A 24,132-nucleotide genomic window follows, 5' to 3' on the forward strand; every position below is an offset into this window, starting at 1 on the left:
CATGCAGCGACCGCCCCGGACCGGCGGTCGTTTCGTGTTCTCACGGCCCCGGACGGTGCGGCCCATCCGACCGCGCAGCCAAAAGGACCGGCCGTGAACCCCAGCGACGCACAGACCAGCACGTACCTCACCGAGGGCGGCGTCACCGTCCACCGCAGCGCCACCCCCTGCGATCCCGAGATCCTCACCGAGCTCGTCCGGTCGGTCGAGCGGCGCCGCGGCGGCGTGCTCTCCTCCGGCATGGAGTACCCGGGCCGCTACGACCGCTGGCACCTGGGCTACGTCGACCCGTGCCTGGAGATCACCACGCGCGGGCGCCGCGTCGCCGCCACCGCCCTCAACGCCCGCGGCCGCGTGCTGCTGCCCGTCCTGGCCGCGGCCCTGTACTCCGTCGGCCTCCCCGACCCCGACAGCACCCTGGCCGACCTCGAACACGGCAGCGTCGCCGTCACCGTCCCCGAACCCGACCCGGGGGAGTTCTTCTCCGAGGAGGAGCGCAGCCGCCGCCCCAGCGTCTTCACCGCGCTGCGCGCCGTCATGGCCGCCCTGCGCAGCCCCGAGGACGCCAACCTGGGCCTGTACGGCGCCTTCGGCTACGACCTGGCCTTCCAGTTCGAGCCCATCGAGCGCCACATCGACCGCGACCCCGACGACCGCGACCTGGTCCTGCACCTGCCCGACGCCGTCATCGTCCGCGACCGCAAGCGCGAGACCTGCGTGCGCCACACCTACGACTTCACCGTCCCCGCCGACGGCGACCGCGCCGAGGCCACCACGCGCGGCCTGCCGCGCGAGACCGAGCCCACCCCGCCCGTGGTCGCCGCCGAGGTGCCCGAGGGTCCCCGGCCCGGCTCCTACGCGCACGTCGTGGCCAAGGCCAAGGAGAAGTTCCGCCGCGGCGACCTGTTCGAGGTCGTCCCGGGGCACCGCACCTACGCCCGCTGCTCCTCGCCCGCCCGCTTCTACGAGCTGCTGCGCGAGCGAAACCCCGCCCCCTACGAGTTCTTCTTCAACCTCGGCGAGAGCGAGTACCTGGTCGGCGCCTCCCCGGAGATGTTCGTCCGCGTCACCGGCGAGCCCGGCACCGGCCAGCGCGTGGAGACCTGCCCCATCTCGGGCACCATCCGCCGCGGCGAGGACGCCCTGGGCGACGCCGAGAACATCCAGGAACTGCTCTCCTCGGTCAAGGAGAAGTCCGAGCTCACCATGTGCACGGACGTGGACCGCAACGACAAGTCGCGCGTGTGCGAGCCGGGCAGCGTCCGCGTGATCGGCCGCCGCCAGATCGAGATGTACTCGCGCCTCATCCACACCGTCGACCACATCGAGGGCACCCTGCGCCGCGACTTCGACGCCCTGGACGCCTTCCTCACCCACATGTGGGCGGTCACCGTCACCGGCGCGCCCAAGACCTGGGCGATGCGGTTCATCGAGCAGAACGAGACCAGCCCCCGCCGCTGGTACGGCGGCGCCGTCGGCGTGCTCAACTTCGACGGCTCCATGAACACCGGCCTCACCCTGCGCACCGCGCACATCCGCGACGGCGTGGCCGCCGTGCGCGTGGGCGCCACCCTGCTCTACGACTCCGACCCCGAGGCCGAGGAGCGCGAGACCTTCCTCAAGGCGCGCGCCCTGCTGGAGACCCTGGCCCTGGGCGAGCGGGAGGACGCCCCGGCCGAGGCGGGCAGCGCGACCGCCGCCGAGCCCGCCGAGCTCCCGGGAGAGGGCATGCGGGTGCTGCTCGTCGACCACGAGGACTCCTTCGTCAACACCCTCGCCGACTACGTGCGCCGCCACGGGGCCGAGGTGACCACGGTCCGCTACGGGTTCGATCCCTCCCTGCTCGACCGGCTCGCCCCCGACCTGGTCGTGCTCTCGCCCGGACCCGGCCTGCCCGCAGACTTCGGGATGTCGGCCCTGCTGGACGCGCTCGCCGCCCGCGACCTGCCGGTGTTCGGGGTGTGCCTGGGACTCCAGGGGATGGTGGAGCACGCCGGGGGAGAGCTGCGCACCCTGGACGAGCCGGTGCACGGCAAGCCCGGCCGCGTGCGGGTCTCCGGCGGGCGGCTCCTCACCGGCCTGGGCGAGGAGAACGCCTTCCCGGCCGCCCGCTACCACTCCACCTACACCCTCCCCGAGCTGGTCAAGCACTTCGAGGTCACCGCGGTACTGGAGGGCGGGGAGGGCGGGGAGCCCGTCGTCATGGCCGTCGAGGACCCGGTCGCGCGGTGGTACGGGGTCCAGTTCCACCCCGAGTCGATCCTCACCGCGGCGGTCGGCGAGGGCATCGTGGCGCGGGCCCTGCGCCTGGCCCGCAGCTGAGGCCCCTGGCGTCGCCCCGGGGACCGTCCCCGGGGCCGCGGACCCCCGCGCGGAGGGCGTGTGCGAAGGGTCACGCGGGCATTTCGAGGAGTGCGGCGGTATCCGGTGCACAGTGTCCACCTGTACCAAGGCGCCTTTCCCGAATTCCATCCAACCAAAAAGTTTGATCAACCTGTTACGGGACAGTGGTTGTGTATGGGTATTCTGCTGACAATCCTCGGAGTCATTCTCATCATCGCCGGTGTTCTCGGGGTGCTGCGCGGGCAGCTCCTGTGGGGCATCATCGCCATCGTCGTCGGGCTCTTCGTGGCCCCCGGCTACTTCTACGGCTTCTAGCGGGTTGTCCCTCCTCCGCGTAGCGACAGCACGACCAGGAAGCACGCGCAGCACCGATCGCGGGCCGGGTGCCGGGCCGGGGGAGACCCGGCGGGCCCCGGCCCGCCCGCTGCCCCCGGCCGACCCCCGCCGACCCCGTGTACCCTCGGGGAGGGCTGGTCAGCCCCCGCCCCCGCCACGCCTCCCCGCCCCGCGCCGCCCGTCGGTCGCGGTGCTCAGGCGTGCGTTCGGGGAGTCGGGAACACGAACGGGAGGCATGCTGTGAAGAGGGTCGAGCCGCAGGTCCGTCTGGTGGCGCGTCCGCAGGTGGACTACGACGCCATCGCCGACTACCTCAAGGAGGTCGGCGGGGAGGCGTGGCTGGAGCGGTTCGACCGCGGTGAGCTCGACGCCCACCTCAACGACCCCCAGAACCTCGCCGAGTTCGCCGGGCGGCTGTGCTACCGCTCCTGGGAGCCGGGCCTGAACCCCAACGTGACCCGGGTGCGCACCGACCAGGACGCCTACCTCGGCAACATCCTGGCCAGCATGCACGGCTCCGTCCTGGAGCACATCAGCTTCAGCTTCGTCCTGCACAACGTCTCGCGCGTGTGCTGCTACGACTCCGACACCGAGGTGCTGACCGACCGGGGCTGGATTCCCTGGCCCAAGATTGAGGGTGACGAGACGTTCGCGACCCTCAACCCGCGCAGCGGGGAGCTGGAGTACCAGCAGGCCACGGAGGTTTACCACGCTGACTACGACGGTCCGATGTACCGTGTCGCCTCGGAGCAGGTCGACCTCCTGGTTACCCCGAACCACCGGATGTGGGTGCGCCGGTACGACACCCAAGCGGCGAAGCGCGGTGAGCAGGACTTCGGAGTGGAGTTCGCCGAGGACATCCTCCACAAGCGGGTCCAGTACCAGAAGGCCGCGACGTGGCGTGGACACACCCCCGAGCGGGTGGAGATTCCCGCGACGACGCGCTCCTTCGTCCGGAAGGACACAGGTACGCCGGGCACCCGTCACTATCCGGGCATGTCCCTTCCCACCGAGGCCTTTGCCCGCTTCCTCGGCTACTTCATCGCTGAGGGAAGTATCAACGGCCATCAGATCGTTCTGGCCCAGAACCGTGGCCCGATCCTGGAGAAGATGCGCCGGACCATCGAGGAGATGGGGCTGCCTGCCTACGTCCCTGAGACGGGGCATGGATCCGTGCGCACCCAGTCTGCGGCCCTGCGGGACTTTCTGGCCGAACTCGGACACTCGCACGAGAAGTACGTGCCCGAGATGGTGCACGGCTGGGAGCCTGGAACCATCGCCACGTTCCTGGACGCGATGGTGGAGGGCGACGGGACCGTGCACAAGAAGAACGGTCACCGCGCCATCTACACCTGCTCCAGTGAACTCGCGGACGACCTCCAGGTGCTCGCGATCAAGGCAGGCCTGTCAGCCAACGTCCGTCTTGACGACCGGGTGGGGCTTGAGCGAGTCATGCCCAGTGGCCAGCGTTTCAACAACCTGCGTCCCTGCTATGTCGTTTCCCTTCTGAGCAAGCGCTCCCACCCTCTGGTCAACACCGGTCGTACCAGGCCCAGCCGCTACTGGAACGCCGAAGGTTACAACGACCAGATGGAGCAGTACAGCGGGCAGATCCACTGTGTCAAGGTGCCCAACGGACTGCTCTGGGTGCGCCGCAACGGCAAGCCGGTCGTCTCCGGTAACACACACGAGCTCATCCGCCACCGCCCGGGCGTGGCCGTCTCCCAGGAGTCCCTGCGCTTCGTGCGCCTCTCCGACCTGCCCTTCTGGTTCCCCGACTGGACCGAGGACGACCCCGAGCTGATGGAGCGCGCCACCGCGATGCTCCGCCAGATGGAGGAGTTCCAGCTCTGGATGGCCGACCACTTCGGCCTGGACGACGAGGGCGTCAAGTTCGCCGAGAAGAAGCACAAGACCTCCTTCATGCGCCGCTTCGCCCCCGAGGGCGTGGCCACCGGCCTGGTGTGGACCGCGAACGTGCGCACCCTGCGCCACACCCTGGAGGCGCGCACCGCCCCCGGCGCGGAGGAGGAGATCCGCCTGCTGTTCCACCTCATCGGCCGGACCCTCCAGGAGGAGGCCCCGGCGCTCTTCGGTGACTACGAGGTCCAGGACGGCGCCTGGGTGCCCAAGTACCGCAAGGTCTGAGCGCTTCCGAACCGCTTCCGGACACGGCCCGCCCCTCGGGGCGGGCTTTTTTGTGCGCGCAGGAAACCGGGACTTCTCCTCCCCTGGCGGGTGCGCGTCTCACGGCGTTCGGCGCGAACACCCCGGGGCGGCGTCGCGGGCGGAGGCGTCCGGGCGGCCGGTCCCACGTGTAATTCGCCATAACGGGGAGCACTCCAGCCCCTCGCGGCTCCTGCGTACCCGGGGAAACCCGTCCGTTTCGGGCCCCCTCCCTCCCAGGGCGCGCACCTTTCCGGCGATAACACGGCCTAACGCGCGATCTGCGCATATCTTGGCGAAGGGTTGGAAAGCATGCTTTTCTGCATTTTCCTTCCCCTGGCGCTTTCCCCCGCTTCGACTCCGGGTAGCGGTTGCCCGAAATCCTCCGTGGAATCAAACCAGGTCTGGTCTTTGTGGTGACGGCGGGCCAGGATGTCCGGGGCGGCTTCGCCGTATCGGTGATATGTGCGGGCCGATCCTTCGGAAAAGGTGTGGAACGAAAATGGAGGCAATCGGAATGAGGGCTCTCGTGTCCGCCGCGGCGGCACTCGCGTTCGTGGTGGGCGGGACCGTGGCGGGCGCCGCTCCGGCCTACGCCGCGACCGGTGAGGTCGTCGTCTTCACGACCGAGTTCGAGGAGCTGCGACGCTACCCCGAACCCCCGTCGGGCACCTGCCAGCGGCTTCCCGAGACCGCGCACGTCCTGGTCAACCTCACCGACGCGGACGTGCGTATGCATGCCGGCACGAACTGCTTCGGGCCGTCGGTCGTGGTCGCGCCGGACCACGGCTGGCACGCTCCGCCCAGCGGGCTGTTCAGCTTCTCGGTGGCCTGACCCCGACCGGTCCCGCGACCGCCGCCCGGCGGTCGCGGGACCGCACGGCGTCCGCGCGGCGCTCCGGCCGTAGGGGAGAAAACGCCATGAAAGGATGCATTTCCTTCTTGCCGTACGGGTGGCAACATGTCCGTTTCCGAGTTTTCGGACCCAGGAACATGTTCTCTTCTTTGACGCTTTCGGCGCGATGTCCGAGTGTGGTGGGGAAGCGTGTGGCCGCTGCGTTCCAGGATTTGGCAGCGCACCGCCGTGAAAGAGGAAGGGAAAGGTGCCCGTACGTTATGCTGCACACCCTCATCGTCGGCCTGGGCAGATCGGGAGAAGGGCTGCACCTGCCGTCGCTGGCCAAGGCGCGGGCCCAGGCCCCCGCCCTGTTCGTCCCGGGGCCGGTGGTGGGGTTCGACCCGTTCCGGCCTCCGGTTGAGGGGGTCCTCACGGCCGACTCCCTGGAGGAGGCGGCCCGCTGCGCGCCGCCCCCGCGCACCGTGGTCCACCTGTGCACGCCGCCGCACCTGCGCTCCGGCCCGCTGGAGCACCTGGCCCGCCTCGGCTACCGCATGGTCGTCGTGGAGAAGCCGCTGGCCCTGGACCTGGTGGACCTGGCCGCCGTCGCCCGGCTGCGGCGGCGCTGGGACCTGGACCTGACCGTCACCACCCAGTGGCTGGACAGCGCGCTCACGCGGCGGCTGCGCGCCGCGGTGCGGGGCCGGGTCTTCGGCGACCTGCGCGCCATCACGGTCCTACAGAACAAGCCCCGCTTCACCCGCACCGCCGAGGCGCCGGGCCACCCCACCGCCTTCGACGTGGAGGTCCCGCACGCGCTGGCCGTGGTGATCAGCCTGGCCGGGGGAGCGGACGTCGCCGCGGCCTCCCTGGAGGACATGGTCACCGACCAGACCCGGCTGCCCGGCCTGGGCCGCGCCCGCCTCGACCTGGCGCACCACGGCGGGGTGCGCAGCCGGATCGACTCGGACCTGACCTCCCCCGTCCGCGAGCGCCGCATCGCGCTGGAGTTCGACCGCGCCGTGCTCACCGGTCACTATCCGTGCAGCGCGGCCGACCACACCGCCCAGCTGTCGGTGGACGCCACCGGACACCGGGCCTCCCACTCGGTCTTCACCGACGACGCCCTCCCCGCCTTCCTCCGCGCCGCCTACGCCCGCTACGCCCGCTCCTTCCGCGGCCCCGGCACGCTTCCGGTCCAGGTCGAGGCGGTCCGGCTGCTCACCGAGGCCAAGGCGCTGTGCGCGGCCGACGGCCGCAGGCAGGAGGTGGGCAGTGTCGTCGGCGCCTGAACACACCCCTCCGCCGCTCGCCGGCATCGGCGACGAGGCCGCGCCCGACCTCGACGGGCAGCTCGCCGCCCTCGCCGAGCTCGGCTGGAACCGCCTGGAACTGCGCACCGTCGACGGGACCGCGGTGGCCGCCCTGGACGAGCGGACCTTCGACCGCGCCGCCGGACGGATCCGCGAGGCCGGGACCGACGTGGTCGCCGTCGCCTCCCGCATCGCCGACTGGTCCAGGCCCGCCACCGGGGACTTCGCCCCCGACCTGGCCGAACTGGACGTCCTGGCCCGGCGCTGCGCGGCGCTGGACACCCGGCTGGTCCGGATCATGTCCTACCCCCGGGACGGGCTCCCCGAGGCCGAGTGGGGACGGCGCGTCCGCGCACGCCTGCGCGAACTGGCCCGCCGGGCCGAGGACGCGGGCCTGGTGCTGGTGCACGAGAACTGCGCGGGCTGGGCCGGGGACCGCGCCGACCGCGCCCTGGAGCTGCTGGCCGGGGTGGACAGCCCGGCCCTGCGGCTGCTGTTCGACACCGGAAACGGCGTCGCCCACGGCTACCGCGCCCCGGAGATGCTGCGCGACCTCCTCGACCACGTGGCGCACGTCCACGTCAAGGACGCCGTCACCGCACCCGACGGCGGGGTCGACTACGTCCTGCCCGGGCACGGTGAGGCCGGAACCGCCGAGTGCCTGCGGCTGCTGGCCGCGCACGGCTACGCCGGAACGCTGTCCATCGAGCCCCACCTGCACCTGCGCCCGCACCTGCGGGTCTCGGGCGGCGACCCCGGCCGCGGCGACCGGTCCGCCTTCGTCGCCTACGGGCATGCCCTGGAGGACCTCGTGGCCCGCACCTGGCACACCGGTGAGCGGATCCGGCGCCCCGGGGACGCGGCTCGTCGTACCGAGGACGACGCCCACCGTGACGGGGATGACTCCCACCGTGTCGGGGACGCGGACCACCAGGCTGGGGCCGTTCGTACCGCTGAGGCCCACCGCCGCACCGAGGGGGTCCGATGACCGCCGCGCTCACCCCCGCCGACCGCGACCTGCTGCTGCGGCTGCTCGAACTGCCCACCGCGGGCCCGCTGGAGACCGGCCCCGACGGGCCCCCGCCGCTCCTGCGGGAGGCCCAGCTCCTCTACGCCCGCGCCGCCGCCGGAGCCGGGTTCGGCGTCGTGCGCCACGCCCCGGCCGACCCCGCCGACATGGACCGCCCGGACGTCCCGGCCCCGGTCCGCGAGGCCCTGGCCCGCCCCGGCTTCCTCGACTGCCAGCCCAGCCTCGTGCTGCGGCTGGGCCCCGAGCTGCCCGCCGAGCGCACCGTGATGTTCAACGTGCACCTGGACACGGTCGCCGGGCAGCAGCCGGTCGGCTTCGACGGCGAACGCTTCCACGGGCGCGGCGCCATCGACGCCAAGGGACCGGCGGTGGCGCTGCTGGCCGGGGTGCGCGCCGCCCGCGAGCGCGACCCGGCCGTCGGCCGCGACGTCGCGGTGCTCGTCCAGGCCGTGGCCGGGGAGGAGGGCGGCGCCATGGGCACCCTCGGCACCCGGCCGCTGGTCGAACGCGGCCACACCGGCCGCCTCAACGTCTTCTGCGAGCCCACCCGGATGCGCTTCCTGCCGCGCAGCACAGCGGCGATGACCGCCCGGATCTCGGTCCGCGGGGACGACGCGATCGACGACCGCCCGCACACCGGGCACAACGCCTCCGTCCTGCTGGGCTACCTGGCCCAGCACCTGGGCCGCGCCCTGGACGCGCACGCCCGCTCCGGCGCGGTGTGCCTGGCCGGACTGCACACCGGCACCCTGCACAACAGGGTCTACGGCAGCGGGTCGCTGCTGCTCAACCTCGCCTACGGCGACGCCGCCGCCGGGCGCGTCCTGGAACGCGCCCTGACCGATGCTCTCGACGGGGGACTGGACGCCTTCGCCAAGGACTTCGCCGACACCGCGCTGTTCGCCCGCACCGCCGCCGACGCGCGCGCCCTCACCCGCCTGGAGTGGACCAAACGCGGCCTGCCCGCGCTGGACGACCGCGACCCCTGGGGGCACGCCCTGCTGCGCCGCGCCGGAATCGCCCCGTGGCCCGCGGACGAACCGGCCTTCACCTGCGACGCGATCTGGATGTCCGGGGTCGCCGGAGCCCGAACCGTGGTGCTGGGTCCCGGCGACCTGGCCGCCAACAACGCGCACGCCGACGGCGAGTTCGCGCGCGCCGACGAACTCGACGGGTTCGCCGACGCCGTGGCCCGCGTCCTGGCCGCCTTCACCGACCAGACCCCGCGCCGGGCCTGAGCCCCGACGCCACACGAGACCGAAGAGCCCTACCCCTACACGAGACCGAAGAGGAAGGCGACGAGGACATGCGCGCACACCACACCCCTCCGCACCCCCGGGAGGCCCGGTGAACACCGCGGCCCCCACCCAGGCCCCGCCGCGGCACGGGACCGTGCGGGTACGCCACGACGACCTGGTCGCGTTCGCCGCCGGGGTGTTCGCCGACCGCGGCCTGCCCCCCGGCCGGGCGGCCGAGGCGGCGCGCGCGCTGTGCCACGGCGACCTCACCGGACCGCGCTCGCACGGCCTGGCCAACCTGACCCGCCTCTACCTGCCGCTCCTCGACGAGGGCAGGGCCGACCCCGCCGCCGAGCCCCGCGTGCTCACCGACCTCGGCGCCGCCGTGCTCTGGGACTCCCGGCGCGCCCTGGGTCTGTGGGCGGCGAGCGAGGCCATGGACCTGGCGGCCGAGCGCGCCGCGCGCCACGGCATCGGACTGGTGTCCGTGCGCGGCGCCACCCACCTGGGCTGCGCCGGGTACCACGCGCTGCGCGCGGCAGAACGCGGCATGGTGGGTCTGGTGGCCAGCAACTGCGGACGCCAGCGCATCGCCCGCCCGCCCGGCGGCGCGGTCGCGATGCTGGGCACCAACCCGCTCAGCGTCGCCGCCCCGGCGGGTGGTCACCCCCCGTTCCTGCTCGATATGAGCACCACGGCCGCTCCCACCGGCCGGGTCCGCCAGGCGGCCCGGGAGGGCCTCACCCTGCCCGAGGGCCTGCTGTGCGACGACACCGGGGCGCCCGTCACCGACCCCGCCGCCTTCGACGCCGGGCGCGCGCACCTGATGTGGCTGGGCGGCGACGCGGGACGCTACAAGGGCTTCGGCCTCGGACTCATGGTCGAGGTGCTCTCCGCGCTGGTCCCGGGGGCAGGAACGGGCCCGCACGCCGACGCCCTCGACGGGGACGGCGGCCCGAGCGGACGCGATGACGACATCGGCTTCTTCGTCGCCGCGATCGCGCCCGACGCCCTGCGGGAGGGGGCCGCCGACGACGCGCGGGAGCTGTTCGGCGCGCTGCTGGCCTGCCCGCCCACCGACCCGGACGCGCCGGTGCGCTACCCCGGCTGGCACGAGTACCACCGGGCGCGCGAACTGCGCCTGGCGGGCGTGCCGCTGGAGGCGGCGCTGTACACCGAACTGGCGGAGCTGGCCGACCGCACCGGCCTGCCCTTCGAGGCGATGCGGGAGGAGACGCGATGAGCGCCCCGCTGCGCACCGGGCTGGTCGGCCTCGGCGTGATCTCCCGCTTCTACCTGGAGGCCCTGCGCACCGCGCCCGGCCTGGACCTGGTCGCGGTGTGCGACCGCGACCCCGGCGTGCTCGCCGCCCACCCGGTCGGGGCGCGGGGCTACACCGACCACGCTCGGATGCTGGACGAGGCCGGGCTGGAGGCGCTGGTGGTCACCGCGCCCAACGACGCCCACGCCCCGATCTGCGCCGACGCGCTGCGGTGCGGGGTGGCCGTGTGCGTGGAGAAGCCGCTCGCACTGGACGCCGCCCAGGGGGAGGCGCTGGCCGGGCTCGCCCGCGACCGGGGCGCGGTGCTGTTCACCGCCTTCCACCGCCGGTACAACTCCGCGCTCGCGCGGCTGCGCCGGGACCTGGCCGGACGGCGGGTGGAGGAGCTGACCGTGCGCTACCTGGAGCGGATCGAGGAGCACGCCGGGACCGACACCTGGTACCTGGACCCGGCCCGCTGCGGTGGCGGATGCGTCGCCGACAACGGACCCAACGCCTTCGACCTGGTGGAGTGGCTGCTCGGCCCGGCCGAGGCGGTGTCGGCGCACGTCGCGCGCGACGCCGCGGGCACCGACCGCCGGGCCGAGGTCGTGCTGCGCGCCGCGGGGGCGCGCGCCCGCGTCCTGCTCGACTGGTCCCACCCCGGCGAGCGCAAGGACGTCGAGGCGCGCACCGTCGACGGGGCGGTGCTCACGGCGGACATGCTGGAGGGCCACCCCGGGTTCAAGGACTCCCTGTGGCACGAGTACGTGGGCGTGCTCGCCGAGTTCGAGCGGCGGGTGCGCGGCGGTGTGGTCGAGGACCCGGGTGGGCCGTCCGCGCTGCGGTTGGTCGGGGACGCCTACCGCCTGGCGCGGGCCGCGGAGCCGGTGGGGGAGGGAGTGCGATGAACCCCCGTGAGGACGGTCCCAAACGGGACGTCACCGCGACGCTGGTCAAGGTCCTGGTGCACCGCAGGAACGAGCGGGGCATGCGGCTCGAACCCCACGCCAGCCGGTGCGTGCGCGCGGGGGAGGTGCACGAGCTGGTCGCGACCGACCACACCGAGACCGCCCCGGGGGCCCGGATCGACCGGGTGGGCTTCCTCGGGTTCGCCGAGATCACCGGCGCCGGGGTGGTGGACCGGGGCGACGAGGTGTGGATCGGCTCGCGCAGGGTGGGCACGGTGCTCGGCTTCGACGGCTGCCACCTGCCCAACCACTACAACGTGCTCATCCGCGCCGACCCGCTGCCGACCGGGCGGGACCTGGGGCTGGCCGCGGGCGAGGGTTTGGTGTTCCGCCAGGGGGCGCCGGTCACCGCGGACCCGGTCGCCGAAACGGTTTCCGAAGAATCTGGCATTTGCCGAAAAATGTCCGATATAAAAAATCAATAGCATCCTCATATTCTCCTGAACCCCTTTTGTGGTGCTCGCTTACAAGCTAATATTCTGGGTGTGGGGAGGGTTCGACCGGGCTCGGTCGGAGGATCCTTTCCTCTGCTCGAAGAGAGCATCGTACGTCTGTTTTTCCATATGGTATCGAGAGGGAAAATCAATGACGACCGCAACCAAGGCCAACAGCCGCCTCGAAGAGCGTTTCCGCCTCTGGGACGCCAACGGCAACGGCGCCATCGAGCGCTCGGACTTCGAGAGCGAGGCGAACGACATCGTCTCGCGCCTGGGAGCCGAGGGCACCGCCCAGGGCAACGAGCTCAAGACCGCCTACCTGGCCATGTTCGACCACCTGGCCTCCGCCGCCGGCACCCAGCGCATGAGCCAGGAGCAGTTCGTGCGGGCCGCGGAGCAGGAGATCATCAGCAAGGGCGACGCCGGCTTCGCCGCGGTCGTCCAGCCGACCATCCAGGCCATCGTCAACGTGCTCGACGTCGACGGTGACGGCGAGATCAGCCCGCCCGAGATGCAGAAGTGGTTCGCCGCCATCGGCATCGGCGGCGCCGAGGCCGACCGGGCCTTCTCCGAGCTCGACGTCGACGGCAGCGGCAAGCTGTCCATCACCGAGCTGGTCGACGCGGTCCGCGACTACCACCTCGGCCGCAACGACATCCCCCTCCTCGGGAGCTGAGCCCCCCGCCCCGGCCGCGGCCGACCGCCGCGGCCGGGGACCATCCCCCGCTCCCCCCTTCCGCAGCGTAGAAACGTGGAAAAGTGAAGAGAACGCTCGCGCCCCCCGAAGCGGCGCCCTCGGGGAGAACGCGCTTTCCCGTACCTTTTTTCGACCAGTCCCAGAGCTTCGGAGAACTGTGGCCGCACATCCGTGACAACTGTCTCCGGGTCATGGACCGGGGAAAGTTCTCGCACGGGGCCATGGTCGCCGAATTCGAGGACGCGCTGGCCCGTTGGACCGGCGCCCGGCACGTGGTCGGCGTCAACTCCGGAACCGACGCCCTGGTCATCCTGCTGCGCGCCGCCGGACTGCGCCCCGGCGACGAGGTGATCGTCCCCGCCTACTCCTTCGTCGCCACCGCCAGCTCCGTCGTGCTCGCCGGAGGCGTCCCGGTCTTCGCCGACATCGAGGAACACGGGTACGGCATCGACCCGGCCTCGGTGGACGCGGTGGCCACCCACCGCACCCGGATGGTCATGCCGGTCCACCTGTTCGACCGCCTGGCCGACATGGAGGGCGTACGCGAGGTCGCCCGGCGCCGCGGCCTGACCGTGCTGGAGGACAGCGCCGAGGCCATCGGCATGCGGCTGCACGGCGTGCACGCCGGACTGCTCGGCACCGGCGGCGTGCTGTCCTTCTTCCCCTCCAAGACCCTCGGCGCCATCGGCGACGCGGGCGCGCTGCTCACCGACGACGACGCCGTCGCCGAGACCGCGCGGGCGCTGCGCCACCACGGCCGCTCCGGGCGCACCCTGGACGACTTCCCCGGCATCGCCAACCCGACGGTCGTCGCGGGCTGCAACAGCAAGATGGACGACCTCCAGGCCGCCGTGCTGCTGGCCAAGCTCTCCCGGCTCGACGCCGACATCGCCCGCCGGGCCGAGCTGTCCGCGCGCTACGACGCCCGCCTGCGCGACCTGTCAGGGATACGCGCCGTGCCCGGCGCCGTCACGCCCCACCCCGGCGGCACACGGGTGGTCTACGTCCACCTCGTCGAGGCCCGGGACCGCGACGCCCTGGTCGCCCACCTGGCCGAGGCCGGGATCGGCACCGAGACCTACTACCCGATCCCGCTGCACCTCCAGCCCTGCTTCGCCCACCTGGGACACGCGCCGGGCGATTTCCCGCGCGCCGAGGCGGCCTGTGAGGCGGCGGTGGCCCTCCCGCTCTACCCCGACCTGACCGACGCCCAGGCGGACCGGGTCTGCGAGGAGATCGAGGACTTCTGCGTTCGGAGGCACGGATGACCACGGCGACCGCGCGGCGCATCCCCTTCTTCGCCCCCGACCTGTTCGACGACGACCGCGACGCCTTGCTGGAGGCCGTCCACGCGACCGGCACCGGCAGCGCGCAGAAGTTCATCCTCGGCGAGCGCACCGCCCGCCTCGAACGCCAGCTGCGCGACCGCCTCGCCGCCGCCGACGTCGTCGCCTGCTCCAGCGGCACCTCCGCGCTCACCCTGGTCCTGGCCGCCATGGAGGTCGGCCCCGGCGACGAGGTGGTGGTACCGGCCTTCGGCTGCGCGCCGCTGGCCAGCACCGTCATCGAACGCGGCGCGCGTCCGGTCTTCGCCGACGTCGACCCGGTCTCCCTGACCCTGGACCCGGACGCGGCCGAGGCCGCCCTCACCGCGCGCACCAGGGCGCTCATGCCCGCGCACGTGTTCTCGATGATGGCCGCCATGCCCCGGTTCCGGGAGCTGGCCGACCAGTACGGGCTGCGCCTGGTCGAGGACTCCGCGCTGGCCCAGGGCGGAACCCTCGGCGGCCGCCCCGCCGGGCTGTGGGGAGACGCCGGGGTCTACTCCTTCGTCCAGGTCAAGACCTTCGGCATGCCCGGCGAGGGCGGCGTGGTGGTCACCGGCGACGCCGAACTCGCCGTACGCGTGCGGATGCTGCGCAACCACGGCCAGGACGGCACGCACCGCTTCCTGCACCACCGGATCGGCCACAACAGCCGCTTCGACGAGGTGATGGCCGGGTTCCAGCTGCACCGGCTGAGCGGGCTGGAGGCCCGGCTCGCACGCCGGGCCGAGATCTCCACCTACTACTCCACCCGGTTCGCGCAGCTGGCCGGAGCCGGGATCACGGCGCCGCCCACGGGCGGCGACGGGCGCTGCCACTACGTCTACACGCTCCTGACCGAGCGGCGCGACGAACTGCGCACCCACCTGGCCGCGCACGGGGTCGACACCCACGTGTACTACCCGCGCGTCCTGCCCGCCCAACCCGCGTTCGCCCCGCACACCCGGGCCGGGGCCCGCTGGCCCAACGCGGAGTCGGCGGCCCGGCGCAACATCTCCCTGCCGCTGTACCCGCACCTGGACGACGCCCAGGTGGAGCACATCGCCGACACCGTGTGCGCGTTCGCCGACCGTTCCCGGAGAATGAGATGACCGACCACACCGCCGCGCCCCCCGCCGGACCGGCGCCCGCGGCCGCACCGCCCCGGGGCACCCTGGCCGCCTACGCGCGGCTGGCCAAGCTCGACATCTACGACTACTACATCGGCCTGCCCCTGGTCCTGGCCATGCTCGCGCCCGCGCTGCGCTGGGAGCCGGGCACGCTGGGGCTTCTCCTGCTCATCCTGCTCGCCGAGGTGGCCGTGGTGGCCGCCATGGTCGCCTTCGACGACGTCACCGGCTACCGGGACGGCAGCGACGCGGCCAACTACGGCTCGGACGCGGCCCGCCGCCGACTGGCCCGCAAACCCCTCGTCGCCGGGACGCTCACCGAACCGCAGGCGCTGCGCTTCGCCTGGGCGGCGACCGCGGTGAGCGCACTGCTCTGGGGCCTGGTCGTCCTGGTCGCTCCGCACCAGCCCGCCTGGGCGGTCGGCCTGGCCGCCCTGTGCGTGGTCGCCTCGGTCCAGTACTCCTGGGGCCTCAAGATCAGCTACCGGGGCTTCCAGGAGGTCTTCCTCATCGGCCTGGGCGTGGGCTGGGTCCTGGTGCCCTACGGACTGCTCACCGGGGAGCTGAACGGCTTCGTCGTGGTCCAGGCCCTGCTGTTCGGCTTCGGCCCGATGCTCTTCGGCCTGTACTCCAACACCAACGACGCCGCGGGCGACCGCGCCGCCGGACGGATCACCGTGGCCGCGCTGGTGCCCAGGCGCCTCAACGCCGCCTTCATCATCGCGGCGACCGCGGCCGAGAGCGCGCTCATCACCGGCTCCACCCTGGCCGGGATCTCCCCGTGGTGGTTCCCGCTCGTCCTGGCCCCCGTCTTCCTGATGCGGGTGGCCCAGTTGCTCATCGGGTTCGTCCAGGGCGACATCCTGCGCGCCCGCCGCCTGGCCATCCACACCCACCGGGTCACCGTGGTCCTGCTCATCGCCGCCCACCTGCTGGCCCCCGTGCTCCTGGGAGCCGCCGTATGAGCGAGGGGCTCGACGTCGCCGTGGTCGGAGCGGGCCCCGCCGGACTGGCCACCGCCCACGCACTGGCCCGCGCGGGGCGCTCGGTACGCGTCCTGGAGGCCGACGAGGCCGTGGGCGGGCGGATGCGCACCCTGCGCGAGCACGGCTGCCTCATCGACACCGGCGCGGAGATGCTGCCCCCGGCCAGGGCCTACCCGGCCACCTGGCGGCTGATCCGCGAGGTCGGCCTGGACGCCGACCGCGGCGCGGTGCCCCGCATCCGCGGCGCCCTGGCGTCCTGGCGCGAGGGCCGGGCCCGACCGCACGTGGGCCGCCCCCTGGGCCTGCTCACCGGCGCAGGGCTGTCCCCGCGCGCGCGGGCCGACCTGCTGCGCCTCCAGACCCAGCTGGCCCGCCTCGCCCTGGACCCCGAACACCCCGAGCGCTCCCCGCTGGGCGCGCGCACCCTGGCCGAACTGCTCCGCCCCTACCACCCCGAGCTGCGCTACCGGCTGCTCGGCGCCCTGGCCGCCGGTTTCTTCGGCTGGGACCCCGAGCACACGGCCGCCGCGCCCTTCGCCGCGCACCTGGTCTCCGCGGGCAGCAGCGCCCGCTGGCGCACCTACCGCGACGGCATGGACACCCTCGCGCGGGTCCTGGCCGACCGGCTCGACGTGGTCACCGGCCACCCCGTGACCGGTGTGTCCGCGGGCCCCGACGGGGTCAGGCTGGACTCCCCGGCGGGCGCGGTCACCGCCCGCGCGGCCGTGCTGGCCGTGCCCGCCCCGATCGCGGCCGGACTCCACCCCGGCGCGTCCGGCGTCGAGCGCGCCTACCTGGAGGCCTGCGAGTACGCGCCCATGCTCCGCGTCTCCCTGGTACTGGACCGCCCGATGGAACCGGCCGGGGCGCGCGGCGGCTTCGCCACCCTGGTGCCCGCCCTGGAGGACCCGCTGCTCAACGTGGTCACCGCCGACCACAACAAACACCCGGGCCGGGTGTCGGCCGGACGGGGCCTGGTCTCGCTGGTCGCCTCGCCGCGCGGCGCCGCCGAACTCCTCGACGCCCCCGACGCACTGGTGGCGGAGCGGCTCACCGCCCGCGCCGAACACCTGCTGCCCGGCCTGTCCCGGCACGTCGAGGCCGTCCGCGTGCACCGCTTCCGCCACGGCCTGCCCGCCGCGGGGCCGCGCGCGCTGCGCGAGCGCGCCGCCTTCGCCGTCCGCCCGCCCGCCGCCGTGGACTACGCCGGGGACTGGATCTCGCTGCGCCCGTGCAGCGAGGGCGCGGTCTCCTCCGCGGCCACGGCCGCCGCGCGGGTCCTGGCCTTCCTCGCCTCGACGGCCCAGACCCCCGTTCCCACCTCCAGCGAGGAGCGACAACGATGACGCTGTTCACCAAGCCCCTCCACCTGGGCACCCTCTTCGACGACCTGGCCGCGCGCGGCTCCGCGACCGCCGTGCACCTGAGCAGGCCGCTGGACATCGCCCCCGGCCTGGGCACCGAGCTGGACGTGCCCCGGGTGGCCGAACTGGTGCGCGAGGCGGCCGGATGGCTCGCCGCGGCCGGTGTGCGGCCCGGCGACCGCGTCGCGATCGCCAAGCGCAACCACTGGGACTACGTACTGCTGAACTGCGCCGCGGCCCGGCTGGGCGCGGTGCCCGCCTCGCTGTCGGCGCACCTGGAGCCGGACGCGCTGGAGGTCCTGCTCAAGCGGCTGGACCCGGCGCTGCTGGTCACCGACGCCGCCCTGCTCGCGGCGTCCCGGAACGCGGGGGCCGACCCCGCCGTGCACGCGGCCCGCACCCTGGTCATCGACGGCCCGGCGGGAGCCGAGGGTCCGGTCGGTGGCGGTGGCGGTGGCGGTGGCGGTGGTCCGGTCGGGGACACGCTTCCGATCGGGGACAGGGTTCCGGTCGGGGGAGGGGGCCCGGCCGGGAGCGTCCTGCACCTCGACGACGTGCGCGGCAACGACGCCCCGCCGCCGCGCAGGCCGCACCTGGACGCGCCCCTGGCGATCATGCACACCTCCGGCACCACGGGCGTGCCCAAGCTGGTCCCGCACTCCACCCGCACGATCATGCGCCGCCTGGCCGGGTTCGAGGCGCACCGCTGGCCCGTGCTGGGCAGCCGCCCCGACGACACGGTGACCGGCGCGTACTCCTTCGCGCACGGACGCGCGCTCGCCTGGACGGCCAGCGTGCTGTGGCTGTCCCCGGGCGCGCTGTCCGTCGTCACCTGGGCCGACTGGGCCGAGGCCGGGCCGCTGCTGGAGCGGCACCGCCCCACCACCCTGGAGGCCGCCCCCGCGGTCTTCGCGCGCTGGCAGGGCCGGGCCGGGCGGGAGGGCGCCCCGTTCGACCGGGTGCGGCTCTACGTCAGCACCTTCGACGCCGTGCACCCGCCGACCGTGCGCGCCTTCCTGGGCGCCACCGGCCACCGGCGCCCGGTGTGGATGCAGGGCTGGGGCCAGAGCGAGACCGGGCCGCTGACCTTCCGATTCCTCACCCGGCGGGCGCTGGCCGCGGAGAGCGAGCGCCATCCGACCACCCGCGACCTGGGCCGACCCATCCCCACCCGCACCAGACTGCGCGCGGTCGACCCGCGCACCATGCGCCCCGTTCCAGCCGGGACGCCCGGCCTGATCTTCTGCCGCACCGAGGCCCTGTGCCTGGGCTACGTCGGCGAGGAGGGCCGGTGGCGGTCCAAGCTGGTGGGCGAGTGGTGGAACACCGGCGACATCGGCGTCCTGAGCCGTACCGGCGCACTGCGGCTGGTGGACCGCGAGGTGGACGCCCTGCGTGAGGGCGGCTGCCTGGAGGTGGAGGACGTCGTGGACGACCGCCTGCCCGAGGTGCTGGAGTGCGTCGTCCTGAGCGTTCCGGACGGGCCCCCGGTGCCGGTGGTGGCCACCGAGAGCGGGGGACTGGACATCATGGCCTGGCGCGGCGCCGTCGCCGACCTGCCCGAACTCGCCGATCCGGTGGCGATGACCTGGGACGAGCTGCCGCGCACCGGCACCGGCAAGGTCCGCCGCTCCGTGCTGCGCGACCACCTGGGCCTGCGCCCCGACACCTGCGGGACGGGGAAGTGGACTTGACCGTGACACCGGTGGACGCGGCGGTGCTTCCGCTGGCCGGGGCCGCCGCGCGGGCGGTGGGTGACTCGGCCGCGCTGCGGATCGCGGCTGCGCGCCTGGAGGCGCTCGGCTGCGCGGTCTCCCGGACCGGCGGGCCCCCGCCCACGCGGGCACCGGCCGGGTGGATCGGTCTGGCGGCCGTCCCCGGCGGATGGGGTCCGGGCGGGAGCGGCCTCGGCGGGGGAGGTCTGACCGGGGACGGCTCCGGCGGAGAGAACCGGTGGGGAGGGAACCCGGGCGGAGAGGGAGCCCGGATGCTGCCGGTACCGGTCGGCTGCGCCATCGGCTGGTCCGGGCCGGTCGCGGCCCCCATGGCGGGGGAGCGCGACGTCCAGGCCGCCTGCGGGCTGGCGCACCTGCACGGCCGGGCCCGCGGGACGCCCCGGTTCCTGGGCGTGGACTACGCGTCGGTGTGCGCGGGGGTGCTGGCCGCGCAGGCGGTGGCGGCCTGCGCGCTGGCCCTGGCGCGCGGCGGTCCGGCACTGTCCGCGTCGGTCTCCGCGGCCCAGGCCGCCCTGCTCGCGGCGGGACCCTACGTCGCCGCGGCCACCGCGCCGGAGCAGAGGGCTTCGGCGGGCGGTACGGGTGCGTCCGTGCCCGGAACCGTCCCGCCGTTCCGCTCCGCCGACGGGGCGCGCTTCGAGATCGAGACCCTGGACGCCGAGGTCTGGCTGCGGTTCTGGACCGACCTGGGTGCCGCCCCGTCCGCGATCGCCGCCGGGTGGCCGCCCTTCCAGCGGCGCTTCGCCACCGCGGTGTGCCCGCTGCCGCCCGAACTGCCCGCCGCGATCGCGGCCGTGGACCTCGCCCGGGTCCGCCTGGCCGCTCGGCACGCGGGCATGAGCCTCGCCCCCATCCGCGACGTCCGGGAGGCCGAGGAACCCGCCCCGGCCTCGGAGTGGCGGTTGCGAGCCCAGGGTGACACCGGCGTCCCGGTTCCCGCCCTGGCACCGCTCGGTCCCGACGCCACCGCGCCCCTGGCCGGACTGCGTGTGGTGGAGGCCACCAACCGCGTGCAGGGCCCGCTCGCCGGACTGCTGCTCGCCATGCTCGGAGCCAAGGTGGTGCGGGTCGAGCCCCCGGGCGGCGACCCCATGCGCGGGGTGGCGCCGATGGCGGGGGACTGCTCCGCCCGGTTCCTGGCCCTGAACCGGGGCAAGGGCGCGGTCGAGATCGACCTCAAGACCGCCGCCGGGCGCCGGAGCGCACGGGACCTGGCCGCCACGGCCGACGTCCTGCTCTACAACTGGCCGCCCGGTCGCGCCGAGGGGTTCGGTCTGGGCCCCCACGACCTCGCCGACCTCGCCCCCGGCCTGGTCCACGTGCATGCCGACGGGTGGGGCGGCCGGGCCCCCGAACCCGGCGCGCTGGCCACCGACTACCTGGTCCAGGCGCACGGCGGGGTGGCCGACCTCCTGGCCGGGCCCGGCCAGGAGCCCGCGCCGTCCCTGCTCACCCTCACCGACGTGCTCGGCGGGATCCTCGCCGCCGAGGGGGCGCTGGCCGCGCTGCTGCTGCGTATCCGCACCGGCACCGGGGTCCGAGCCCGGACCGCCCTGTCGGACGCGGCCCGGCTGCTGCGCCGCGCCGGACGCGGCACCGCGCCCGGGGAACGGAGTGACACCGAGTCCGAGCGGTGGGGCGGCACCACACCCGAGGGCCGCGGCGGCACCGCGTCCGTGGAACGCGGTGGTCCCGCCCCCGTGGAACGCGGTGGTCCCGCCCCCGTGGAGGACCTGGCGGCGATGGCCACCGCACCGGCGTTCGCGGCGGCCTTCGACACGGTCGGCGGCGCGTCCTGCGTCCGGGCCCCGTGGGGTTTCGCGCCCGCCGCCGACGCCCCGAGCACCGACGCTCCGAACGCCGACGCCGCCCTGGAGAACGCCCGGTGAGCACACCCGACCACCACTCGGCCGTCCACACGCCTGCGGAGAACCGATGACCTGGACCTCGTCCAACGGACTGGAGCTGTGCGACCTCGTCCCGACCGACCTGCGCGCGCGGTGGACCGCGCGCGGCTGGTGCCCGGGCCGGGACCTGTACACCCTCTTCCACGAGCACGCGCTCGCGCACCCCGGACGCGACGCCGTCATCGACGACCGCGGCACACTCGACTACGCCGGGCTGGACGCCGCCGTGCGCCGCGCCGCCGCCGCGCTGGCCGCCGGGGGAACCGGGGAGCGGGACGTCGTCGGCGTCCTGCTGCCCAACGGACGCGAGGCCGTCGTGGCCGAACTCGCCGTCGCCGCCGTCGGCGCGGTCGCGCTGCCCGTCCCCGACGGCCGCTCCCCGGCCGACGTGCGCGGCCTGCTGGCCCGGTCCCGGGCCGCCGACCTCGTCACCACCCCGGAGCGGGCCGCACGGATCCGCCGCACGGACCTGCCGCGCCTGCGCCGGGTGTGGTCGTTCGGCCCGGCCCGCCCCGGGACGCGCAGCCTGGACCGGCCCGACACCGGGACGGTCCGGGACTGGCGTCCCGCGCGGCCCGACCCCGAGTCCCCGGCCCGCGTCCTGGTCTCCTCCGGCTCGGAGGGCGAACCCGGCATGGTCGCCTACAGCCACAACGCCATGGCGGGCGGCCGGGGCAACTACGTGGCGGCGCTGCACACCGGACCCGGTCCCATGCGCAACCTGGTCCTGGTCTCCCTGGCCTCCTCCTTCGGCTCCTGCGGGGTGCCGGTGACCCTGGCCCGGCTCGGCGCGACACTGGTGGTCCTGCCCCGCTTCGACCCGGCCGCCGCGCTGCGCGCGATCGAGCGGCACCGCCCCACCCACCTGATCGGGGTGCCCACCATGCTGCGGCGGATCGCCGCGCTGCCCGAGCGGGCCGACACCTCGTCCCTGCGCGCGGTGGTGGCCAGCGGCGCACCGCTGCACCGGGAGGTCCGCGACGCCTGCGCCGCCCGCTTCGAACGGCCCGTGGTCAACGTCTACGGCTCCACCGACGGGGTCAACTGCCACACCGGCCGCCGCCCCGAGGCGTGGGAGCCCGGCCTGTCTGGAGTTCCCGCCCCCGACGTGGCCGAGGTGAGCATCCGCGATCCGCGGGGGCTCCCGGTTCCGGAGGGGGAGACCGGCGAGATCTGGGCGCTGGGTCCGATGACACCGCTGTGCCACGTCGCCGCGCCCGGCCTGGACGCCGAGCGGCGGGCCCCGGGCGGGTGGGTGCGCACCGGCGACCTGGGCCGGCTGGACCCCGACGGCGCGCTGCGGGTGGTGGACCGCCTGCGCCGGACGGTGATCCGGGGCGGCGTCAACATCTTCCCGGCCGAGGTGGAACGCGAACTCGGCGCCCACCCCGCCCTCGCCGAGGCCCACTGCGTCCCCGTCCCCGACCCCGACCTGGGCGAGCGCATGTGCGCCTGCGTGTCCCCCGCCGAGGGAGCCGCCGCGCCCTCCCCGCAGGAGCTGGTCGCCTTCCTGCGCGACGAACGCGGCCTGGACGTCCGTGCGTTGCCCGAACACGTGGTCGTGCTGCCCGAACTGCCGCTCGGCCCGACCGGGAAGGTGTGCACGGCCACCCTGGCCCGCGTCGCGGCCGAGGCCGTCGCCGCGCACCGTCCGCCGTCCCGACCGGCCGGACCGACCCGACCGGCCGGACCGACCCGACCGGCCCCGACGATCCGACCGACCGACCCGACACCGAAGGGGAAACCGGTGACCGACACCGCCGCCGAGGACCAGCGTTACGTCTTCGACAACCACAGCGAGCACGCCTTCGACCAGCACCGCTTCCTGGCCGCCGCCTACGACCCGATGACCACCGAACGCCTGGAGCAGACCGATGTCGGGCCGGGGTGGAACTGCCTGGAGGTGGGCGCGGGGGGCGGCAGCGTCGCGCTCTGGCTGGCCGACCGGGTCGCTCCGGGCGGGAGCGTGCTGGCCACTGACATCAAGCCCGAGCGCATCCCCGCCACCGAGGGCCTGGAGGTCGTCCGGCACGACGTGGTCCGCGACCCGCTGCCCGAGGCCGCCTTCGACCTCATCCACTCACGGCTGGTGCTGCTGCACATCCCGGAGCGGATCGCGGTCCTGGACCGTCTGGTGCGTGCCCTCAAGCCCGGTGGCGTGCTCCAGCTCGACGAGTTCGACATCACCTACGGTCCGGCGCTGCTCATGCCCGACGCCGAGTCCCAGAAGCTCTACGAGGAGTTCCAGGAGGCCAAGACCCGGCTGATGATCCGCGCCGGAGCCGACCCGGCCTGGGGCCGCAACGCCGCCGAGGCGATGCGCCGCGCGGGCCTGGTCGACGTCGACCCCCGGCCCCGTCTGGAGTTGTGGGAGGCCAACTCTCCCGGCGTACACCTGATCGCGCACCACACGCGGCACCTGCGCGACGCCTTCGTGGACGAGGGGATGACCGACGAGCGGCTCGCCCAGGTGCGCGCGCTCCTGGCCGACCCGTCCTTCCGGGCCTGCTCCTGCGCGATCTACTCGGTCCAGGGCCGCCGCCCCCTCTGACGGGGCGCACGCCGTCTGTCGGCGGTGGCGGCTAGGTTGCCCGTGTACGAAAGCGCGGGTTCGAGGAGGGGCGGCCATGGCTGGGACACCGAGACGAGTCGACCGCGGGAGCAGGACCGTCCGCGCCTCCGCGGCGGCGGTCTACGCGGCGATGACCGAACCGGACGCCCTCGCGGCCTGGCTGCCGCCGGAGGGCATGACCGGCCGGATCGACCGCTTCGAGCCGTGGCCCGGAGGCGGGTACCGCATGGTGCTGACCTACCTCGACCCGGAGGCGGGGCACGGCAAGACCTCGCAGACGGAGGACGTCACCGAGGTCGCCTTCGCCGAGCTGGTGTCCGGTGAGCGGGTCGTGCAGCGGATCGACTTCGAGTCGCCGGACCCCGACTTCGCCGGGACGATGACGATGACCTGGACCCTCACCGCGAATCCGGAGGGCACCCTGGTCAGCGTCGAGGCCGCCGACGTGCCCCGGGGCATCGATCAGGCCGTCCACGAGCAGGCCCTCGCCTCGTCCCTGGCCA

At 74.2% G+C, this 24,132-nt stretch carries 18 protein-coding genes and 3 pseudogenes; all 21 read left to right on the forward strand.

All coding sequences use genetic code 11. From position 1 onward, the window contains the following. Positions 1–93: 93 nt before the first annotated feature. The gene (locus ACSIH6_RS07550) at positions 94–2,322 is read left to right on the forward strand and encodes an anthranilate synthase component I (protein WP_435107499.1); all 2,229 of its coding nucleotides are present in this window, start codon (positions 94–96) and stop codon (positions 2,320–2,322) included. A gap of 195 nt (positions 2,323–2,517) precedes the next feature. Further along, a complete protein-coding gene (locus ACSIH6_RS07555; protein WP_168444040.1) occupies positions 2,518–2,658 on the forward strand; it encodes a GPGG-motif small membrane protein in 141 nt (46 codons plus the stop codon). A 261-nt stretch (positions 2,659–2,919) separates the two neighbouring features. Continuing rightward, positions 2,920–3,261 (forward strand): annotated as a pseudogene (locus ACSIH6_RS07560) (FAD-dependent thymidylate synthase); the annotation flags it as partial. A gap of 414 nt (positions 3,262–3,675) precedes the next feature. After that, positions 3,676–3,885: pseudogene (locus tag ACSIH6_RS07565) on the forward strand (LAGLIDADG family homing endonuclease); the annotation flags it as partial. A gap of 477 nt (positions 3,886–4,362) precedes the next feature. Beyond that, positions 4,363–4,827 (forward strand): annotated as a pseudogene (locus ACSIH6_RS07570) (FAD-dependent thymidylate synthase); the annotation flags it as partial. 535 nt (positions 4,828–5,362) lie between these two features. Continuing rightward, a complete protein-coding gene (locus ACSIH6_RS07575; protein ID WP_435107500.1) occupies positions 5,363–5,680 on the forward strand; it encodes a hypothetical protein in 318 nt (105 codons plus the stop codon). Between the two features lie 281 nt (positions 5,681–5,961). Further along, entirely contained in the window at positions 5,962–6,975 is a 1,014-nt protein-coding gene (locus ACSIH6_RS07580) for a Gfo/Idh/MocA family oxidoreductase (RefSeq protein ID WP_435107501.1), read from the forward strand. Next, positions 6,959–7,984: a sugar phosphate isomerase/epimerase family protein gene (locus ACSIH6_RS07585; RefSeq protein WP_435107502.1), complete on the forward strand. Its 1,026-nt coding sequence runs from the start codon at positions 6,959–6,961 to the stop codon at positions 7,982–7,984. Before ACSIH6_RS07580 ends, ACSIH6_RS07585 begins: the two co-directional genes overlap by 17 nt. Continuing rightward, positions 7,981–9,264 (forward strand): M20/M25/M40 family metallo-hydrolase, encoded by a 1,284-nt coding sequence (locus ACSIH6_RS07590; protein ID WP_435107503.1) that lies wholly within the window; start codon positions 7,981–7,983, stop codon positions 9,262–9,264. The genes ACSIH6_RS07585 and ACSIH6_RS07590 overlap by 4 nt, the downstream gene beginning before the upstream one ends. Positions 9,265–9,373: 109 nt before the next feature. Next, a complete protein-coding gene (locus tag ACSIH6_RS07595; RefSeq protein ID WP_435107504.1) occupies positions 9,374–10,507 on the forward strand; it encodes an Ldh family oxidoreductase in 1,134 nt (377 codons plus the stop codon). Then, a complete protein-coding gene (locus ACSIH6_RS07600) occupies positions 10,504–11,436 on the forward strand; it encodes a Gfo/Idh/MocA family protein (RefSeq protein WP_435107505.1) in 933 nt (310 codons plus the stop codon). Before ACSIH6_RS07595 ends, ACSIH6_RS07600 begins: the two co-directional genes overlap by 4 nt. After that, positions 11,433–11,921 (forward strand): DUF6917 domain-containing protein, encoded by a 489-nt coding sequence (locus ACSIH6_RS07605; protein WP_435107506.1) that lies wholly within the window; start codon positions 11,433–11,435, stop codon positions 11,919–11,921. The genes ACSIH6_RS07600 and ACSIH6_RS07605 overlap by 4 nt, the downstream gene beginning before the upstream one ends. Positions 11,922–12,081: 160 nt before the next feature. Continuing rightward, complete coding sequence (locus ACSIH6_RS07610) at positions 12,082–12,609, forward strand: EF-hand domain-containing protein (protein WP_435107507.1); 528 nt, start codon at positions 12,082–12,084, stop codon at positions 12,607–12,609. Between the two features lie 83 nt (positions 12,610–12,692). Next, positions 12,693–13,898 carry a DegT/DnrJ/EryC1/StrS family aminotransferase gene (locus ACSIH6_RS07615; RefSeq protein ID WP_435107508.1) on the forward strand — a complete coding sequence of 402 codons (1,206 nt, stop codon included), beginning with the start codon at positions 12,693–12,695 and terminating at the stop codon, positions 13,896–13,898. Next, entirely contained in the window at positions 13,895–15,046 is a 1,152-nt protein-coding gene (locus ACSIH6_RS07620; RefSeq protein WP_435107509.1) for a DegT/DnrJ/EryC1/StrS family aminotransferase, read from the forward strand. The genes ACSIH6_RS07615 and ACSIH6_RS07620 overlap by 4 nt, the downstream gene beginning before the upstream one ends. Further along, positions 15,043–16,029, forward strand: a complete 987-nt coding sequence (locus tag ACSIH6_RS07625) for a UbiA family prenyltransferase (protein ID WP_435107510.1) — start codon at positions 15,043–15,045, stop codon at positions 16,027–16,029. The genes ACSIH6_RS07620 and ACSIH6_RS07625 overlap by 4 nt, the downstream gene beginning before the upstream one ends. Next, on the forward strand, positions 16,026–17,396 hold the full coding sequence (locus ACSIH6_RS07630; RefSeq protein WP_435107511.1) for a protoporphyrinogen/coproporphyrinogen oxidase: 1,371 nt from the start codon (positions 16,026–16,028) through the stop codon (positions 17,394–17,396). The genes ACSIH6_RS07625 and ACSIH6_RS07630 overlap by 4 nt, the downstream gene beginning before the upstream one ends. Then, positions 17,393–19,108, forward strand: coding sequence for a class I adenylate-forming enzyme family protein (locus ACSIH6_RS07635; RefSeq protein WP_435107512.1), 1,716 nt, complete (start codon positions 17,393–17,395; stop codon positions 19,106–19,108). Before ACSIH6_RS07630 ends, ACSIH6_RS07635 begins: the two co-directional genes overlap by 4 nt. 2 nt (positions 19,109–19,110) lie before the next feature. Beyond that, complete coding sequence (locus ACSIH6_RS07640; RefSeq protein ID WP_435107523.1) at positions 19,111–21,039, forward strand: CoA transferase; 1,929 nt, start codon at positions 19,111–19,113, stop codon at positions 21,037–21,039. Between the two features lie 46 nt (positions 21,040–21,085). Then, entirely contained in the window at positions 21,086–23,608 is a 2,523-nt protein-coding gene (locus ACSIH6_RS07645; protein ID WP_435107513.1) for an AMP-binding protein, read from the forward strand. Between the two features lie 151 nt (positions 23,609–23,759). Next, a partial coding sequence (locus ACSIH6_RS07650) for an SRPBCC domain-containing protein (protein WP_435107524.1) occupies positions 23,760–24,132 on the forward strand: 373 nt, incomplete at its 3' end.

The sequence above is a fragment of the Nocardiopsis synnemataformans genome (genome assembly GCF_965343085.1).
Taxonomy (GTDB): Bacteria; Actinomycetota; Actinomycetes; order Streptosporangiales; family Streptosporangiaceae; genus Nocardiopsis; species Nocardiopsis alborubida.

Excerpts from the sequence above, each read along its gene's own strand:
- ACSIH6_RS07555 (WP_168444040.1), top strand. The coding sequence starts at position 2,518 with ATGGGTATTCTGCTGACAATCCTCGGAGTCATTCTCATCATCGCCGGT.
- ACSIH6_RS07575 (WP_435107500.1), top strand. The coding sequence starts at position 5,363 with ATGAGGGCTCTCGTGTCCGCCGCGGCGGCACTCGCGTTCGTGGTGGGC.
- ACSIH6_RS07580 (WP_435107501.1), top strand. The coding sequence starts at position 5,962 with ATGCTGCACACCCTCATCGTCGGCCTGGGCAGATCGGGAGAAGGGCTG.
- ACSIH6_RS07590 (WP_435107503.1), top strand. The coding sequence starts at position 7,981 with ATGACCGCCGCGCTCACCCCCGCCGACCGCGACCTGCTGCTGCGGCTG.
- ACSIH6_RS07600 (WP_435107505.1), top strand. The coding sequence starts at position 10,504 with ATGAGCGCCCCGCTGCGCACCGGGCTGGTCGGCCTCGGCGTGATCTCC.
- ACSIH6_RS07605 (WP_435107506.1), top strand. The coding sequence starts at position 11,433 with ATGAACCCCCGTGAGGACGGTCCCAAACGGGACGTCACCGCGACGCTG.
- ACSIH6_RS07610 (WP_435107507.1), top strand. The coding sequence starts at position 12,082 with ATGACGACCGCAACCAAGGCCAACAGCCGCCTCGAAGAGCGTTTCCGC.
- ACSIH6_RS07620 (WP_435107509.1), top strand. The coding sequence starts at position 13,895 with ATGACCACGGCGACCGCGCGGCGCATCCCCTTCTTCGCCCCCGACCTG.
- ACSIH6_RS07625 (WP_435107510.1), top strand. The coding sequence starts at position 15,043 with ATGACCGACCACACCGCCGCGCCCCCCGCCGGACCGGCGCCCGCGGCC.
- ACSIH6_RS07630 (WP_435107511.1), top strand. The coding sequence starts at position 16,026 with ATGAGCGAGGGGCTCGACGTCGCCGTGGTCGGAGCGGGCCCCGCCGGA.
- ACSIH6_RS07635 (WP_435107512.1), top strand. The coding sequence starts at position 17,393 with ATGACGCTGTTCACCAAGCCCCTCCACCTGGGCACCCTCTTCGACGAC.
- ACSIH6_RS07645 (WP_435107513.1), top strand. The coding sequence starts at position 21,086 with ATGACCTGGACCTCGTCCAACGGACTGGAGCTGTGCGACCTCGTCCCG.